General features: G+C 64.7%; 15 protein-coding genes. 12 read left to right on the top strand and 3 right to left on the bottom strand.

The features are described 5' to 3' along the window. The first annotated feature begins 2 nt into the window (after positions 1-2). From mtnB to D7S86_RS20255, 5 genes are read left to right on the top strand one after another with little or no spacing between them, the layout of a single operon-like run. Positions 3-656 (top strand): methylthioribulose 1-phosphate dehydratase, encoded by a 654-nt coding sequence (gene mtnB, locus D7S86_RS20275; RefSeq protein WP_121088682.1) that lies wholly within the window; start codon positions 3-5, stop codon positions 654-656. Then, on the top strand, positions 653-1,366 hold the full coding sequence (mtnC, locus tag D7S86_RS20270; protein WP_121088681.1) for an acireductone synthase: 714 nt from the start codon (positions 653-655) through the stop codon (positions 1,364-1,366). The genes mtnB and mtnC overlap by 4 nt, the downstream gene beginning before the upstream one ends. Then, complete coding sequence (locus tag D7S86_RS20265) at positions 1,363-3,012, top strand: sugar ABC transporter ATP-binding protein (RefSeq protein ID WP_205962859.1); 1,650 nt, start codon at positions 1,363-1,365, stop codon at positions 3,010-3,012. Before mtnC ends, D7S86_RS20265 begins: the two co-directional genes overlap by 4 nt. After that, complete coding sequence (locus D7S86_RS20260) at positions 3,005-3,994, top strand: ABC transporter permease (RefSeq protein ID WP_121088679.1); 990 nt, start codon at positions 3,005-3,007, stop codon at positions 3,992-3,994. Before D7S86_RS20265 ends, D7S86_RS20260 begins: the two co-directional genes overlap by 8 nt. Then, positions 3,991-4,866, top strand: a complete 876-nt coding sequence (locus D7S86_RS20255) for an ABC transporter permease (protein WP_147432406.1) — start codon at positions 3,991-3,993, stop codon at positions 4,864-4,866. Before D7S86_RS20260 ends, D7S86_RS20255 begins: the two co-directional genes overlap by 4 nt. 10 nt (positions 4,867-4,876) lie before the next feature. Here D7S86_RS20255 and D7S86_RS20250 read toward each other — a convergent pair whose 3' ends face one another. Beyond that, entirely contained in the window at positions 4,877-5,626 is a 750-nt protein-coding gene (locus tag D7S86_RS20250; RefSeq protein WP_205962858.1) for an SDR family oxidoreductase, read from the bottom strand. A 403-nt stretch (positions 5,627-6,029) separates the two neighbouring features. Next, entirely contained in the window at positions 6,030-6,770 is a 741-nt protein-coding gene (locus tag D7S86_RS20245; RefSeq protein ID WP_147432405.1) for a hypothetical protein, read from the bottom strand. A gap of 529 nt (positions 6,771-7,299) precedes the next feature. Between D7S86_RS20245 and D7S86_RS20240 the strand changes: the two genes are divergently transcribed. Beyond that, entirely contained in the window at positions 7,300-8,169 is an 870-nt protein-coding gene (locus D7S86_RS20240) for a virginiamycin B lyase family protein (RefSeq protein ID WP_420813286.1), read from the top strand. Positions 8,170-8,293: 124 nt separating this feature from the next. Here D7S86_RS20240 and D7S86_RS20235 read toward each other — a convergent pair whose 3' ends face one another. Then, the gene (locus D7S86_RS20235) at positions 8,294-9,157 is read right to left on the bottom strand and encodes an NAD(P)-dependent oxidoreductase (RefSeq protein ID WP_121088925.1); all 864 of its coding nucleotides are present in this window, start codon (positions 9,155-9,157) and stop codon (positions 8,294-8,296) included. A gap of 261 nt (positions 9,158-9,418) precedes the next feature. Here D7S86_RS20235 and D7S86_RS20230 point away from each other — a divergent pair, with 261 nt between their 5' ends. The 6 genes from D7S86_RS20230 (at position 9,419) to D7S86_RS20205 (ending at position 15,140) form a co-directional block, all read left to right on the top strand. Beyond that, positions 9,419-10,018, top strand: a complete 600-nt coding sequence (locus D7S86_RS20230) for a TetR/AcrR family transcriptional regulator (protein ID WP_205962857.1) — start codon at positions 9,419-9,421, stop codon at positions 10,016-10,018. A 239-nt stretch (positions 10,019-10,257) separates the two neighbouring features. Then, complete coding sequence (locus tag D7S86_RS20225; protein WP_121088674.1) at positions 10,258-10,725, top strand: rhodanese-like domain-containing protein; 468 nt, start codon at positions 10,258-10,260, stop codon at positions 10,723-10,725. Between the two features lie 100 nt (positions 10,726-10,825). After that, positions 10,826-11,791 carry a serine O-acetyltransferase EpsC gene (gene epsC, locus D7S86_RS20220; RefSeq protein ID WP_121088673.1) on the top strand — a complete coding sequence of 322 codons (966 nt, stop codon included), beginning with the start codon at positions 10,826-10,828 and terminating at the stop codon, positions 11,789-11,791. Beyond that, positions 11,788-12,087, top strand: a complete 300-nt coding sequence (locus tag D7S86_RS20215) for a helix-turn-helix domain-containing protein (RefSeq protein WP_121088672.1) — start codon at positions 11,788-11,790, stop codon at positions 12,085-12,087. The genes epsC and D7S86_RS20215 overlap by 4 nt, the downstream gene beginning before the upstream one ends. A gap of 133 nt (positions 12,088-12,220) precedes the next feature. After that, the gene (locus tag D7S86_RS20210; RefSeq protein ID WP_121088671.1) at positions 12,221-13,144 is read left to right on the top strand and encodes a family 2A encapsulin nanocompartment shell protein; all 924 of its coding nucleotides are present in this window, start codon (positions 12,221-12,223) and stop codon (positions 13,142-13,144) included. Then, complete coding sequence (locus tag D7S86_RS20205; RefSeq protein WP_121088670.1) at positions 13,125-15,140, top strand: family 2A encapsulin nanocompartment cargo protein cysteine desulfurase; 2,016 nt, start codon at positions 13,125-13,127, stop codon at positions 15,138-15,140. The genes D7S86_RS20210 and D7S86_RS20205 overlap by 20 nt, the downstream gene beginning before the upstream one ends. Positions 15,141-15,269 lie beyond the last annotated feature (129 nt).

The following is a 15,269-nucleotide window of genomic DNA, read 5'->3' as shown; positions in this document are numbered from 1 at the left end:
CCGTGAACAGCACCTTAGGACACGTCGACCGCGCGTCTGTCGTCACGCTCGAACAGGCCGCCCTCGAACTCGTGGAGGTCGGCCGCTATCTCGGCCAGCAAGGTCTCGTGCCGGCCACGAGCGGCAATTTCTCGCGCCGGCTGAACCCGCACGCCGTGGCCGTGACCGCGACCGGCCTCGACAAGGGGTTCCTGTCGGTCGAGCATATTCTCGAATCGCCGCTCGACGGTCCCAAACCGCCGCGCAGTTCGTTCGAGACCGAGCTGCATCGCGAACTGTACCGTCGCAATCCCGACATTCAATCGGTGCTGCACGTGCATTCCGTCGCGTCGACGCTGCTGTCGCAGCGTTATGCGGCGGCGGGCGAATTGCGCATCGTCGGATACGAACTGCAGAAGGCGTTGTTCGGCATCCTCGACCAACACGTCGAAGCGGTCTTGCCCATCGTCGAAAACGACCAAGACATCGATCGCCTTGCACAGACCGTCACGCGGCGGCTCGCCGACACGCAGGGCACGGTCGTGGGGTATCTCGTCGAAGGTCACGGGCTCTATACGTGGGGCCGCTCGGTCGAAGACGCGCGACGGCACGTGATCGGCGTCGAGTTCCTGCTCAACTGCGAACTCGAAAAGCTGCGTTGGGGGCGACCGTCATGACGCGCGACGTTCGTGCGATCGTCATCGATATCGAAGGCACGGTGTCGTCGATCGCCTTCGTGCGGGACGTGCTGTTCCCGTATGCGCGCGATCGGCTGCCGGGCTTCGTCGCCGCGCGCGGCCACACGCCTGAAGTCCGCCGCCAGCTCGATGCTGCGCGTGCGCTCGCCGGCGAGCCCGAGCTCGACGATGCCGCGCTCGTGGCGAGGCTTCAGCGCTGGATCGACGAAGACCGCAAGGCGACGCCGCTCAAGGCGTTGCAAGGCCTCATCTGGGCCGATGGATACGAGAACGGGGACCTCGTGGCGACACTCTATCCGGACGCCGTCACCGCGTTGCGCACGTGGCACGCCGACGGTTTCGCGCTCTACGTGTATTCGTCGGGATCGGTGCTCGCGCAGAAACTGTTGTTCGGGCACACGAGCGAGGGCGATCTTCAACCGTTGTTCAATGGCTTTTTCGACACCACGACGGGCCCTAAGCTCGAAGCGCCGTCATACGAAGCCATTGTCGACGCGATCGGCGTGCCGGGGCATGGCGTGCTGTTCCTGTCGGACAGCATCGGCGAGCTCGATGCCGCGCGTGCCGCAGGCCTTCGCACGATCGCGCTCGATCGCGGCGAAGCGGTGCTGCGATCTGGTCACACGCATGCGAGCACCGATAGCTTCGCGCATATCGATGCGCGTACGGGCGAGGTCGCGGCCGTATGACGATGGCTTGGACCGGCGCGTCGACCGCCGATCGCGCACATGCGTCGATCTTCAAACGAAGACCGAACGCATCGCCGCCCGTGCCGGATGACGCGTCGACACGACCCACGTCCGACCCCACGTCCGACCCCACGTCCGATACCGACGCATTCATCACGCTGCGCCAGGTCTCCAAGCACTACGGTCCGACGGCGGCGCTCGATCACGTCGATCTGGCGCTGCATCCGGGCCGCGTGACCGCGCTGTGCGGCATGAACGGTTCCGGCAAGAGCACGCTGATCCGCATGCTGACGGGCGTTGAAGCGCCCGACCCCGACGGCTGGCTCGACGTGCGCGGTCAACGGTGGTCCGCGTTGACGCCGGCTTTGGCGCGTCGCTTCGGCGTCCAGGTGATCTTTCAGGATCTCGCGCTGTTTCCGAATCTGTCGGTCGCGGACAATGTGGCGTTCGATCTCGCGCGCCAGCATCCGTTGGGTCTCTGGCGGCGTACGCGTGCAAGGGCGGTGGCCGCCGCCGCGCTCGATCGGCTCGGCGGCGGCGTCGATCTCGACGCGCCGGTCGGTTCGCTGCCGATCGCTCAACGGCAACTCGTGGCCATCGCGCGCGCGCTCGCCGACGTCGGCGGCGCGGCCGTGCGTCTGCTGATCCTCGACGAACCGACCGCGTCGCTCACGCGTGTCGAGGCCGATCGTCTGTTCGGCGTGATCCGCCGTCTTCAGCACGACCGCGTCTCGATCCTGTTCGTAAGTCACCGTTTCGATGAAGTGGCGGCGGTGGCCGACGAAGCGGTCGTGCTCCGCGATGGGCGCGTCGTCACGCGGCTGCTGCCCGCCGAGCTGAGCGCGGATGCGCTCACGCACGCGATGGTCGGCGATCGGCTCGCGCTGCAACCGCAGCCTGCGGCCGTGGTGCCGGACGATGCGCCGGCGATCTTGCGCGCGCACGGATTGCAGCGGCGTGGCGAGTTCGGTCCGCTCGATCTCGTGCTGCGCCGAGGCGAGGTCGTGGGGCTCGCGGGACGACTCGGCGCCGGACGCACGGAACTGGCCCTGACGCTGTTCGGAATGCATCGAGCCGACGGCGGCACACTGACCCTCGACGGGCAGCCGGTCGCGTTTCGCTCGAATCGCGATGCGATCGCGGCAGGGGTCGCTTATCTTTCAGAAGATCGTCAGCGGCTCGGGCTCGTGCTCGAGGGATCGATCCAGGACAATATCGCGCTGGCCAGCGGCGAGGCTTTGTCGGACCGCTTCGGCGTGATCGATCGGACACGGTCGCATCAACTCGCGCAACGCAGCGTGCGCGAGCTGGGGATCAAGGCGCCCGATGTCGCGGCCGCGGTATCGACGTTGTCGGGCGGCAATCAGCAACGCGTCGTGCTGGCCAAGTGGTTGGCGACCCACCCGCGCGTATTGATCCTCGACGCGCCGACCGTGGGCGTGGACGTCGCCGCGCGTGCCGCCATTTACGACGCGGTGAATCGGATCGCGGCGCAGGGCGTGGCGGTGCTCTTCATCTCGGATGAGGTCGAGGAACTCTGGGCTCATGCGCATCGTGTGCTCGTCATGCGCGACGGTCTGCTGATCGACGATCTGAAATCGTCGCAGATCACGCTCGCGGCATTGGAGGCGCGTGTTCATGGCTGACGTATCGAGTGAAACGCGAGCGCTACGGGTCCTGGCGGGGGGGCTGTCGATCATCGCGGTGTTCGCGTGGACCGCGCTTCCTGCGTTCCGATCGTTCGCGAATCTGTTCGACATGATCACGACGGCCAGCGTGACCGGGATGCTCGCGTTGGGCGTGCTGGTGGTGCTCGTGTCGGGCGGTCTCGACATCTCGTTCACGGCCGTTGCCTCGATCGCGCAGTTCCTGCTCGCGCTCGCGTTGGCCCGCATCGATCTCGGCTGGACCGGGTCGACACTGTTCGTCGTCGCGGTGGGCGCGACGCTCGGTGCGTTCAACGGCGCGGTCGTCACGTGGCTGCGCGGGTCGGCGATGGTCACCACGATCGCACTGCTCAATGTCTATGGCGGCGCGTTGATGTTCGTGTCCGACGGTGAAATGCTCTACGACTTTCCTGATTTCTTTTCTCAAACCGTCCTGTGGCGCGGCGGCGGCGTCGCGGTGTCGGTGCAGCTCGTGGCGTTCGGCGTCATTGCCGCGCTCACGTCCGCGCTGTTGAACCGGACGAATTGGGGGCGCCTGCTTCGCGCGACGGGCGGCAATCGCGTCGCGGCGCAGCGTCTGGGCACATCGGTCTGGGCCACCACGGTGTCGGCGTATGCGTGGCTCGGCGCGCTGGCCGGCATCGCGGGCCTCATGCAGGCGCAACTCGTGCAGGCCGTGACGCCGGGCGCGTTGATCGGCCGCGAGCTCGACGTGATCGCGGCGACCGTGCTCGGCGGCGCGACATTGACGGGCGGGCGCGGGTCGGTCAGCGGCACGGTGCTCGGCGTGCTGTTGATCGCATTGATCGGCAATGTGCTGGTGCTTGGAGGCGTGTCCTCGTACTGGCATTCGGTCTTCACGGGCGCCGTCGTGCTGGCCGGTCTCGCTTTGCAGGGGCTCCATTGGCGGCGGCAACGCGCGCTGACCTCGGCGGCGGTTACGGCGCCGGAGACGCCATGAGCGCGCTTGCGTTGGCCGGCTGGGGGGCCGCCGCGGGCGGCGCGCTCCAATCCATGGCGTTGCAGTTGCCCGAGTTCGGTCTGCTCGCGCTGGCGATTGCGATCACGATGCTCGCGGGCGGCATCAATCTGGCCATCGTGGCGACGGCGAACCTGTCCGCGATCGCGGCGACGCTGACCTGGGCCGCGCTCGGTCAGGGGCCGCTGTCGGTCGTGTGCGGTCTCGTCGTCGGGTTGGCGACCGGGCTGTCGTGCGGTCTGATTTGTGGCCTCGCGATCACAGCACTTCGCGTCACGCCCATTCTCGCGACGCTGTGCGCGATGCTGGCGTTCACAGGCGCGGGTGTGTTGCTCACGGGCGGCGCGGCGCTCGGCGGCTTGCCGCCGTCGTTCAGCGCGGGCGTGAACAGCACCTTCGTCGGCATGCCGTGGATACTGGTCGTGTTCTTGGGCGTCGCCACGGGTTTGCAATGGATGTTGGCACGCACGGTCTTCGGGCAGCGCGTGCGCGCCATCGGGCTGAATGCCGAGGCTTCGCGTTACTCGGGCATCGACACGGGCGCGGTGATGCTTCGCGTCTATGCGTTGTCGGGTCTGCTCAGCGCGATTGCGGGACTCGTCATGGCCGGCCGTTTCAATTCGGCGCGCGCCGGCTACGGGGAAAGCTATCTGCTGGTCGCGATCCTGGCTGCTGTGATGGGCGGCATCCACCCGGACGGCGGCCGCGGCCATTTCTCGTTTCTGGTTCTCGCGGTCGTGATTCTCCAGGTGGCCGCGTCATCCCTGAACATCCTGTCCGTCAACACGCACGTCACGACGGTGGTTTGGGGCGCGTTGCTGCTCGCCAAGCTCGGCGTCGATCGGGTGCGCTGAAACACGGCGATCACACTAGCAGGCCGCCTCCGTCGACGGGAAGCGTCTGTCCAGTGACGTAATCGTTGAGCATCAGATAGAGGTACGGCTTCGCGGCTTCCATTGGCGTTGCGCCGCGCGGGACGAGTAGGCGGGAAACCGACGCTTGCACGACTTCGGCCGGCATCTGTGCGACCGGCTCGGTGAGCGTCAGGCCGGGACATACGGCATTCACACGCACGGGCGCCAGATCGACCGCGAGGCCGCGGGTCAGATATTCAATGGCGCCCGCCATGGCGGTCAGCAGCGGCGCGCCTTTCCAGGGACGATGCGCGAGCATGCCGCCGGTCAACGTGATGGAGCCGTTCGGTGCAATATGCCGACTACCGTGCTTGATCGCGGCGAGTGCACCCCAGAAGCGGACGTCCAAACTCCCGCGCGCCTCGGCAAGATCGAGTTCCAATACGGGCTTTCTCGCCGATGCCATGGATTCCCAGTCGCCTGCCGTGATCGAGAGGTGATCGAATGCGCCATGCATGTCGAAGAAGCGCGATACGCTGGCCTCGTCACGTAGATCAACGACGTCGCCCGATGCGCCCGGCAAACGCTGAAGCGCGGCATCGACATGCGTGCGATGGCTGGACGCGACGATAACGTCCGCTCCGAGTTCCCGTGCCGCCGCGGCGATCGCAAAGCCGATTCCCGAGGTCCCTCCGATCACGATGAGTCGCTTGCCTGCAAGCGACATGGCGGTGTCCACGATGGCCTTCGTTTCGTTCATTGCAGCGGTCCTTGAAAAATGTGGGCGGCGATCGACGCCGGGAAATGACTCGGCGTTAGCGTCGGCGCATTTTTCATTCTCGTAAAGCAGTGGCGTTATACGGGTATATGTCTTAACCGGAATTCGCCGGATTGCCGTGCATCGCGCGCGGGATGTCGCGATGCTTTGACTCAACGATCCCGCGGAATAAAGTGCGATGTGAAAATGGTGACCGCCGCGAGCACAGTGTCCGCAATGACGTTTGAGCGTTCACCTGCTCCAAGCGCCGATCGAAAGGCGCGAAACCAGCCGATGCGTGATGGTCGGTCGATCGAAGCGAGACGCCATACCGCGCAACGCCGCCGAGATTGATCTTTACGGGCCCGGCGAGGACGTCGTGATGAACGCGCAGGCTCCGTGCCGATCACTTTGTCGTTTGTTGCACCGTGCCTTTGCAGAGCGCCTCGTTATGCAGAATCGCCTTGCCCGTCGACTGATAGTTGTCCGCGTCGCACGGCGCGAAACCGAATGAGTCGCCGCCATCGTCACTGCGATTCATGATCGCGTTCGTCTGCGCCAGCGTCGCCAGACACTGTGCGTTGTCGCCCATATGGTATTGCGTGAGCGCGAGCTCGCTGCGCACGCGATCCGTATCGATCCAATTCATGAACGTCGAGCATTGATCGAGCAGCGATTGATAGCCCGTGGCCGCCGCGGGGAAATCCTTCTTTGCATAGCGCTCGCGCGCTTGCGCGAGACGCGACGATACGGCGCGATCCGTGCAGGCTTGCGGTGCCTTCTGATACTGACCGTCGAACATCGCGCGCGCGCCACAGAAGGAGCGGCATGCGTCGGAGTTGCCTGAGTCCAGCGTGAGCGTGCCGTGGTCGTCGGAGAACGTGATGCGGCAGGTCGAGTCGCTGTCGCTTGCAATGCCATGATTCCCGTCGAGCTTGCCGTCCAGATCGCACGAGTGGCAGTTGGTGCCGACGGTGCTGATCGTGAAGTGTCCGCCTGAGATCGTGAGCGTTCCGCTCGCATGCCCGCCGGCGATGTACACGTAATTGCCGTCGGAAAGCGGCGCGGCGTGCGCGCCGGGTGCGAGCCACGATATCGAACACGCGGCCGCGAGCGTCCATGTCAGACGCAAAGAGTTCCGGATCAACAGAGTCTCCCGATTCGATATGCGAAGGTGATACGAAACGAAGGTATGGAAAACGTCGTCGAGCGACAGCTTGCGACTCGGTCCGCACGTGCACCGTGGTCGCGTCGAGGCCACTTTAGCAAATCGTGACGACCGTTCATGAGTCACGCCCAATCGAACGCGGAAATCGAATGAAATTTCTCAGCGCGTTAAGTGCATCACTTTAACGTAACGAAGTTGCCGCCCTTGAAACAGATCCGCTAGACTCCGGTCCTTCAGATCCGAAACGATCATCGCAGAGGAACCGGTGCGCCCTATTCGATGCATTACCGCGTGTGTAACGCTTGCGGTCCTCGCGCTTGCCGGCTGCGGCGGCAACAACAATGAACCGACGTCCGGCGCGTCTCAAGCCGGCGCGTCCGCGTCGAATGCCGAGACCTATGCCGTGGGCGGGACCGTGTCCGGCCTGCATGGCGAACCGCTGGTGCTCAAGAACGGCAGCGACAGCGTGACCGTGAGCCAGGACGGTCCGTTTAGCTTTCCTACACGGATGGCGACCGGCAACACCTATGCCGTCGCGATACAGAATCCGTTCTGGACGACGTGCACTTCGACGAACGGCAACGGCACGGTGTCGACAAATGTTACGGTGTCGGTAACATGCGTGCCGATGACGAATGCAACGATCACGTCGGTGGGCGGCGGGTATGTTTCCCCGGCCGGGGTTGCCGTCGATGGCGCCGGCAACGTCTATGTCGCGGATACCGGTAACGACGCGATCAAGGAAATTGCCGCGGGCAGCGCAACACCCACGATCCTCGGCAGCGGATTCAGCGCACCGAGCGGCGTGGCGGTGGATCGCTCCGGCAATGTCTTTGTCGCGGACACCGGCAACGGCGCGATCAAGGAAATCGCGACCGGGAATGCGACGCCGACCGTGTTGAGCAGCGGATTTTCGCTTCCCGCCGGCGTTGCCGTCGATGCCGCCGGCAACATTTATCTGACGGACGAAAACGCCAATGTCGTGGACCGCATCACGGCCGGCGGCACCCTGGTCACGGACGTCATCCCCGGATTTCAGGCGCCGATCGGCATCGCCACGGACACGGCGGGGTACGTCTACGTCGCGGACACCGATGAGAATGTCGTCACCGAACTCGCGCCCGACGCCACTGCGATCGCGAACGTGGGCAGCGGCTTCGCTATGCCCCGTGGCGTCGCGGTCGATTCCGAAGGCAATGTCTACGTCGCGGATACCGGTACCAACACCGTGAAGCGCATCGCGCCGGACGGCGTCACGGTGACCACGCTCGCGACAGGCTTTAACGAACCCTATGGCGTCGCGGTCGATAGCGTGGGGAACGTCTACGTGGCGGACAAGTACAACAACGCGGTGAAGAAGCTCGTGCCCGCGCCGTAACGCTATCGCGCCAGACGTGGCAGTGTTTCGCGATCGGCCACGGCGTCGGCGGGTCATCGCTTGTCTGACCGGTGAAGGCGGCACGCGGCGATGCTCGACGCGCACCGACAAGCACCGACAAGCCCTATTGCGGCGTGTTCGCCCCGCCTTCGATCGTGAATTTCGCCATTGCCGACCAGTCGCGTTCGCCCCAGCCCGCCGCGATCGTTTCGGCCATGCGTGCGCGGACCGCGTCGAGCATCGGCAACGCGCGGCCCGCTTCGCTCGCGGCCTCGGTCGCGAGCCGCAGATCCTTGAGTCCCAGCGTGGCTTTGAAACCGGGTTCGTAGTGCTCGTTCGCGATATTGGCCGAATAGACCTGATACGAGCGGCTGCCGAACAACGTATTGAGGATCAGATCGAAGAAGCGCTCGCGCGGCAGGCCGTTTGCATCGGTCAGCACGACGGCTTCGGCCATGGCCTCGATCGCCATCGTGATCATCATATTGCACGCGATTTTCGCGGCATTCGCGGTCGGCGCCTCCGGGCCCATGTCCCAGATGCGTCCGCCGATCACTTCGAGCACGGGACGCACCTTCGCCACGGCGTCGGGCGCGCCGCCCGCGAGAATGTTCAACTCGCCCTTGGCCGCGACATCGGGACGGCCGAGCACGGGCGCCGACACATAACCGACGCCGGCCGCGTCGTGCGCGGCGAGAAGTTCACGTCCGAACGCGACCGAAATCGTCGCTGCGACGACATGCACAAGCCCGGGCTTCGCTTTCGCGAGGACGCCGGGTTCAAGCAATGCCGAACGGATCGCATCGTCGTCCGACAGCATCGTGAGCACGACATCGCCCTGGAATGCGTCAGCGGGCGTCGCGACCATCATGACGCCCTCGATCGATCCGCCCGAGCGGTTCCATGCCTTGACGTCGTGTCCGGCCTTCGCGAGATTGCGCGCCATCGCGCGACCCATTGCCCCGAGCCCAATAATGCCCACTTCCATGATGTTCTCCTTCGAGTCGGTGAATTCGATGTGTCGATCCGTCTGACGCACTTCGCATGGATGTGTCGCGCATCATGGGATCGAGCGGGGTCATGAGCGCGGTGTCGGTGTGCGTCTCATCGAACACGCGATACCGCGTGGTCATCCGCGATGCCGCAAATGGCGCGGCGCGAGCGGCGTGAATTGCCGCGTATCGCGTGCCTTGAATTAAATTAGCGGCCACTATATATTTTGACGAGCGTGATCGCAAGGAATTCTGTAGTGGATGCTAATTTAAATGACGCGGAGAAGCCGGGGCGCGGTCGTCCTCGCGCGTTCGATACCGAGACGGCGCTCGAAATCGGGCTGCGCATGTTCCATGCATCGGGCTACGACGCCGTCGGGCTCGGTGCATTGACCGATGCGCTCGGCATCAAGCCGCCGAGTTTCTATGCGGCCTTCGGGAGCAAAGTCGCCTTTTTCGAGCGTGTGCTCGATCTATACGCGAGAACTGTGCTGCCGATCGATGACGTGCTGCGCGAGGATCGCTCGGCCGCGGAGGCGCTGACGGATCTGCTTGAACGCGCGGCACGCACGTATTCGCGGGATCCGTCGCGCACGGGCTGCCTGGTGCTTGAAACCGCACGTGGCAACGCGGCGGACGAAAGCGTGGCGCTCGCGCGTGCGGTGACGGAAGTCCGGCGCGCGCGGATCCGGACCTTCGTCGCGCGAACGCACCCCGATTGCGCGCGTGCGGTCACGGACTATGTCACGACGGTGATGTCGGGTCTGTCGGGCCGTTCGCGAGAAGGGCTGTCCCAAGCGCGTTTATTGGCCGTCGCAAGAACGGCCGCCGTGGGTTTGGGCGCGTTGTTGGCTTGAGGACGAAGCAGCCGCGCGCCGCTTTTCGTCGGTATTTCGAAAGGAAGGTATCGCCGCGTCGACGAGGCGCGCCTCCCTTTTCCATTCCAGCGATTTGAAAATGAAATTTTATTGTTTCCGTCCCTGAGGTCAGCGCACGCATAGTGTGACCTGATGGCTATAGACGGTCGCGGCGGATCACAGGAGTCCGCGGGCTCGCAGAGTTGGCCATTCCATCACCTCAATGCGGGAGAGTTTCGATGACGCTGGCAACACACAACAACACCGATCAAGAAGCACTGGAGACAGCGCGCAACGTCGCGCGTTCAGCGGGTTTGCCCTATGCGGGCAGTGTTTCGCCGCAACTCGCGTGGACCCTTGTGTCGCAAGGCGAAGCCGTTCTCGTCGATGTGCGCACGAATGAAGAACGCGTGTTCGTCGGTCAAGTGCCGGGCAGTGTCCACGTCGCATGGGCGACGGGCACGAGCCTCACGCGCAATCCGCGCTTCGTGCGCGAACTCGAAGCGAAGGCGGGCAAGGATGCCGTCGTCTTTCTGCTGTGCCGCAGCGGCAACCGCTCGTCGCTCGCCGCGGAAGCCGCGACGAAAGCCGGTTTTTCCAACGTCTTCAACATTCTCGAAGGCTTCGAAGGCGAACTCGACGACAAGCAGCAACGCGGCCATGCAGGCGGCTGGCGTTCGTATGGCTTGCCCTGGTCGCAACAATAACGTCGGATCGTCACGCGCGCGCGCCGGCATATCGGCGCGCGCCTGACCGTCGTCCCCCTTTCTTTGGCGCAGCACCGGACTTCATTCGGGAACACAGATCATGTCTGTCTTCGACCTCGACGGCGTTGTGCAATCGCTTCATACGGTGCGCCAGCAATGGCGCGAAGACCAGCGACGCCTGCTCGAACCCGGCGGACGCGACCTCCCGTCGCGCGACGCGCTCGGCGGCATCGTCAATACGCTCAAGGGCGTGTTGTTTCCGATGCGCCTCGGTCCGCCCGACCTCAGGCAGGAAAGCGAAAACCTCTATATCGCGCACTCGCTCGACTCGGCCATGCACGCCTTGCTCGCGCAAGCCGAACTCGAACTCAACTACAAGCGCCGCCGCGACGATGCACGCTCGCTGACGCCCGTGCGTGAAGACGCCGTCTCGCGCGTGCGGCGCTTCGCGCAGCGGCTGCCCGATGTGCGCCGCTTGCTCGACAGCGATGTACTCGCGGCCTATCACGGCGACCCGGCGGCCGGCAGCGTCGACGAAGTGCTGCTCTGTTATCCGGGCGTGCTCGCGATGATTCACCATCGGCTCGCGCACGAACTCTATCGGCTGGGGCTGCCGCTGCTTGCGCGCGTGTTGTCCGAACTCGCACACGCGCAAACGGGGATCGATGTGCATCCCGGCGCACAGATCGGAGCGAGCTTCTTTATCGATCATGGTACAGGCGTCGTGATCGGCGAGACCGCGGTGATCGGCGAACGCGTGCGCGTCTATCAGGCCGTGACGCTCGGCGCGAAACGCTTTCCGAAGAATGCCGACGGTCATCTGGAAAAAGGCCTCGCGCGCCATCCGATCGTCGAGGACGATGTGGTGATCTATGCGGGCGCGACCGTGCTCGGCCGCGTGCGACTCGGCCGCGGCGCGGTCATCGGCGGTAATGTCTGGCTCGTTGACGATGTCGCGCCGGGCGCGCATGTGACGCAAAGCGCATCGCGCGATGCGGGGGCTCGCGTCTCCGCGCCCAAGACCGCACCCGCGGATTCCACGACGACACCCTCGGCGGTCTCATGACGACACTCGTGCATCGAATCGGCCGTCACGTTCGCGCGCTGCGCGAGGCGCGTCAATGGTCGCAAGAACAGCTCGCCGAACGCGCGGGACTCAATCGTTCGTATATCGGCGAAGTCGAGCGCGGCACGGTCATCGCATCGGTCGTCACGGTCGACAAGATCGCGCAGGCGCTCGATCTCTCGCTGTCCGAACTCCTGCGGCTCGCTCCGCTGCCGAGCGGTCCGTCGAGTTGGGTGGCGAGTCCGCAAACGTTCGCATCCGACCCGACGGATGCCGAGTCGCCCACGCATTTGTAGCACGCGTTTGAATCGCGGCGGCGTCCTTTGCCGCATTGACGCCTATAGCATGTTGAAGCACGCTGTCGGCGTTTTCATAATGCGTTTCTCTGATAAGCATTTCTCTTTTTTTCATATCGAATGGGGGTAGCAGATGGCATCCGAGCAAACCGCTCTTGGCGATAGCGCGGCACGGCAACTAGCGAATGCGACAAAGACCGTCCCGCAGCTTGCGACGGTCTCGCCCCGTTGGCTTACGCATCTCTTGCAATGGGTCCCCGTCGAAGCCGGTATTTACCGTCTCAATCAGGTCAAGAATCCCGAAGCGGTGCGCGTCGCATGCACGCAGCGCGAAAGCGAAGGCACGCTGCCGACGACGTTCGTGCCTTATGAAGAAAGCCCGCGTGAATATTTCCTTAACGCGGTCAGCACGGTGCTCGAAGTGCACACGCGCGTGTCGGATCTCTATAGCAGCCCGCACGATCAGATCAAGGAGCAACTGCGCCTGACGATCGAGACGGTCAAGGAGAACCAGGAAAGCGAGCTCATCAACAACCCCGATTACGGTCTGCTTGCCAACGTCGCCGAAGAACAGCGCGTGTTCCCGCTGACCGGCGCGCCGACGCCCGACGATCTCGACGAGCTGTTGACGAAGGTCTGGAAGGAACCCGCGTTCTTCCTCACGCATCCGCTCGCGATCGCGGCATTCGGCCGTGAATGCACGCGTCGCGGCGTGCCGCCGCCGACGACGAGCCTGTTCGGTTCGCAGTTCCTGACGTGGCGCGGCATTCCGCTGATCCCGTCGGACAAGGTGCCGGTCGCCGACGGCAAGACGAAGATCCTGCTGCTGCGCGTCGGCGACAAGCGGCAAGGCGTCGTGGGTCTCTATCAGCCGGGCGTGGCCGGCGAACAGGGCCCGGGTCTGTCGGTGCGTTTCATGGGCATCAACAATCAGGCGATCGCGTCGTACCTGATCTCGCTCTATTGCTCGCTCGCCGTCCATACCCCCGATGCACTCGCCGTGCTCGACGACGTTGAAATTGGCAAGTACCACGACTATGTCGACACCTACAAGTAACTTCGAGAGCGGCGCATTGCCAGGCGGCGGCGCGGCTCCGGCAGGGCTGCCGGATCCGAACACGCTCGCGCGGCTCGCGAACGCGTTCTTCTCGGCGCTGCCGGGCTCGGCGCCCGACGTCGCCGGTGCGCCCGGCGGAAGTCCGCTGACGGAATTCGCGGCCGCGGCGCCTGCTGTGCCGTCGTCGACGAACCCGGTGCCGCCGGGGTCACCGCTCGCGGGTCCGTCGGGTGCGGGCAGCGGCGTGCCGGGTCTGTCGGTGCCTCAGGGCAAGGCGCCCGGCGCGAATCTGCTGCCGTCGTCGCCGACGCATATCCTGTCGCTCGGCAATCGCGGTCCCGCGTTGTTGCCGCATGCGCAGGCGCAGAACGGCTTGCCCGATCAGGTTGTCAGCACCGCGCCCGGTTATGACAGCCGTTACGGCGGGCAAGCGCTCGGTGTGCCCGAAGGTGCCGGCGCGCGTCCCGCGGCGGCAAACGTCGAACGCGCGGCGCCGACGCCGGGTTCGTCGACGTACTACTTCCTCGACGGGGCCGGCGTGCCCACGCGATCCGAGATCGACACGCGCACGATCGGTTTGCCCGGCGCGGGCTTCGATCCCGTCATCGCGGATCTGAGCCCGGACGTCGCGCGATATCGCACGTCGCCGTACGCCGAAACGGGGACATTCGATTCGGTGAAGTCGACCGAGTCGCGCTACTTCCTCGAAGACCGCACGCGCGGCAACACGGCCGAGCGCGTCGATCCGTTCGCATTCGAGCACGAGGCTCGCAGCGCGCATCCGGCGTTCGACGTGAATGCGATTCGCCGTGACTTTCCGATTCTTCAGGAACGTGTCAACGGACGTCAGCTTGTCTGGTTCGACAATGCGGCGACGACGCACAAGCCGCAATGCGTGATCGACCGGCTTGCGTATTTCTACGCGCACGAGAATTCGAATATTCATCGTGCGGCGCATGCACTCGCGGGACGCGCGACCGATGCCTATGAAACGGCGCGTGAGACCGTGCGCCGGTTCATCGGCGCATCGTCGACCGAAGAAATCGTGTTTGTGCGCGGCACGACCGAAGCGATCAATCTGGTCGCGAAGTCGTGGGGCGCGCAGAACGTCGGCGAGGGCGACGAGATCATCGTGTCGCATCTCGAGCATCACGCGAATATCGTGCCCTGGCAGCAGCTCGCGGCCGAGAAGGGCGCGAAGATCCGCGTGATTCCGGTCGACGACTCGGGGCAGGTGCTGCTCGAGGAGTACAAACGGCTGCTCAACGATCGCACGAAGATCGTGTCGGTGACGCAGGTGTCGAATGCATTGGGCACCGTCGTTCCCGTCAAGGACATCGTCGATCTCGCGCATCGCGCGGGCGCGCTGGCGCTCGTCGACGGCGCGCAGTCGGTCTCGCATCTCGCGGTCGACGTGCAGGCGCTCGATGCGGACTTCTTCGTGTTCTCGGGCCACAAGATCTTCGGTCCGACGGGGATCGGCGTCGTCTACGGCAAGCGTGCGGTGCTCGATGCAATGCCGCCCTGGCAGGGCGGCGGCAATATGATCGCCGACGTGACGTTCGAACGCACGGTGTTCCAGCCGCCGCCGAACCGCTTCGAGGCGGGCACGGGCAATATCGCCGACGCGGTGGGCCTTGGCGCGGCGCTCGACTACGTGTCGCGGATCGGGCTCGCGAATATCGCGCGCTATGAGCACGAGTTGCTCGAGTACGCGACCGTGCGGCTCGGCGCGATCGACGGTGTGCGTCTTGTGGGGACCGCGCGCGACAAGGCCAGCGTATTGTCGTTCGTGCTCAAGGGCTATACGACCGAAGAGGTCGGCAAGGCCCTCAACGAAGAAGGCATTGCGGTGCGCACGGGTCACCATTGCGCTCAGCCGATTCTTCGGCGGTTCGGACTCGAAACGACGGTGCGTCCGTCGCTCGCGTTCTACAACACGACCGAGGAAGTCGATCGGATGCTCGCGGTGGTCAAGCAGTTGGCACGCAAGTAACGATCTGCGGTGAGATGCGGCGCGCGACCCGTTTTCGGGTCGCGCGCCGTTTTGCTTTGAGGATCGTTAAGTCTTTACGTCAACAAGCCGTTGAGTGCCTAAGTCTCGAAGACGTTAAGCCCCTTGGCT

The sequence above is a fragment of the Pararobbsia silviterrae genome, assembly GCF_003628125.1.
GTDB lineage: Bacteria > Pseudomonadota > Gammaproteobacteria > Burkholderiales > Burkholderiaceae > Pararobbsia > Pararobbsia silviterrae.
Note: the sequence above shows the minus strand (reverse complement) of the source record. Positions and strands in the feature narration are given on the sequence as shown.

Bases quoted from the DNA above. Each gene is read 5' to 3' on its own strand.
- D7S86_RS20215 (WP_121088672.1), top strand. From the start codon at position 11,788: ATGACGACACTCGTGCATCGAATCGGCCGTCACGTTCGCGCGCTGCGC.
- D7S86_RS20265 (WP_205962859.1), top strand. From the start codon at position 1,363: ATGACGATGGCTTGGACCGGCGCGTCGACCGCCGATCGCGCACATGCG.
- D7S86_RS20225 (WP_121088674.1), top strand. From the start codon at position 10,258: ATGACGCTGGCAACACACAACAACACCGATCAAGAAGCACTGGAGACA.
- epsC (WP_121088673.1), top strand. From the start codon at position 10,826: ATGTCTGTCTTCGACCTCGACGGCGTTGTGCAATCGCTTCATACGGTG.
- mtnC (WP_121088681.1), top strand. From the start codon at position 653: ATGACGCGCGACGTTCGTGCGATCGTCATCGATATCGAAGGCACGGTG.
- D7S86_RS20240 (WP_420813286.1), top strand. From the start codon at position 7,300: ATGGCGACCGGCAACACCTATGCCGTCGCGATACAGAATCCGTTCTGG.
- D7S86_RS20235 (WP_121088925.1), bottom strand. From the start codon at position 9,157: ATGGAAGTGGGCATTATTGGGCTCGGGGCAATGGGTCGCGCGATGGCG.
- D7S86_RS20250 (WP_205962858.1), bottom strand. From the start codon at position 5,626: ATGAACGAAACGAAGGCCATCGTGGACACCGCCATGTCGCTTGCAGGC.
- D7S86_RS20255 (WP_147432406.1), top strand. From the start codon at position 3,991: ATGAGCGCGCTTGCGTTGGCCGGCTGGGGGGCCGCCGCGGGCGGCGCG.
- D7S86_RS20260 (WP_121088679.1), top strand. From the start codon at position 3,005: ATGGCTGACGTATCGAGTGAAACGCGAGCGCTACGGGTCCTGGCGGGG.
- D7S86_RS20205 (WP_121088670.1), top strand. From the start codon at position 13,125: ATGTCGACACCTACAAGTAACTTCGAGAGCGGCGCATTGCCAGGCGGC.
- D7S86_RS20210 (WP_121088671.1), top strand. From the start codon at position 12,221: ATGGCATCCGAGCAAACCGCTCTTGGCGATAGCGCGGCACGGCAACTA.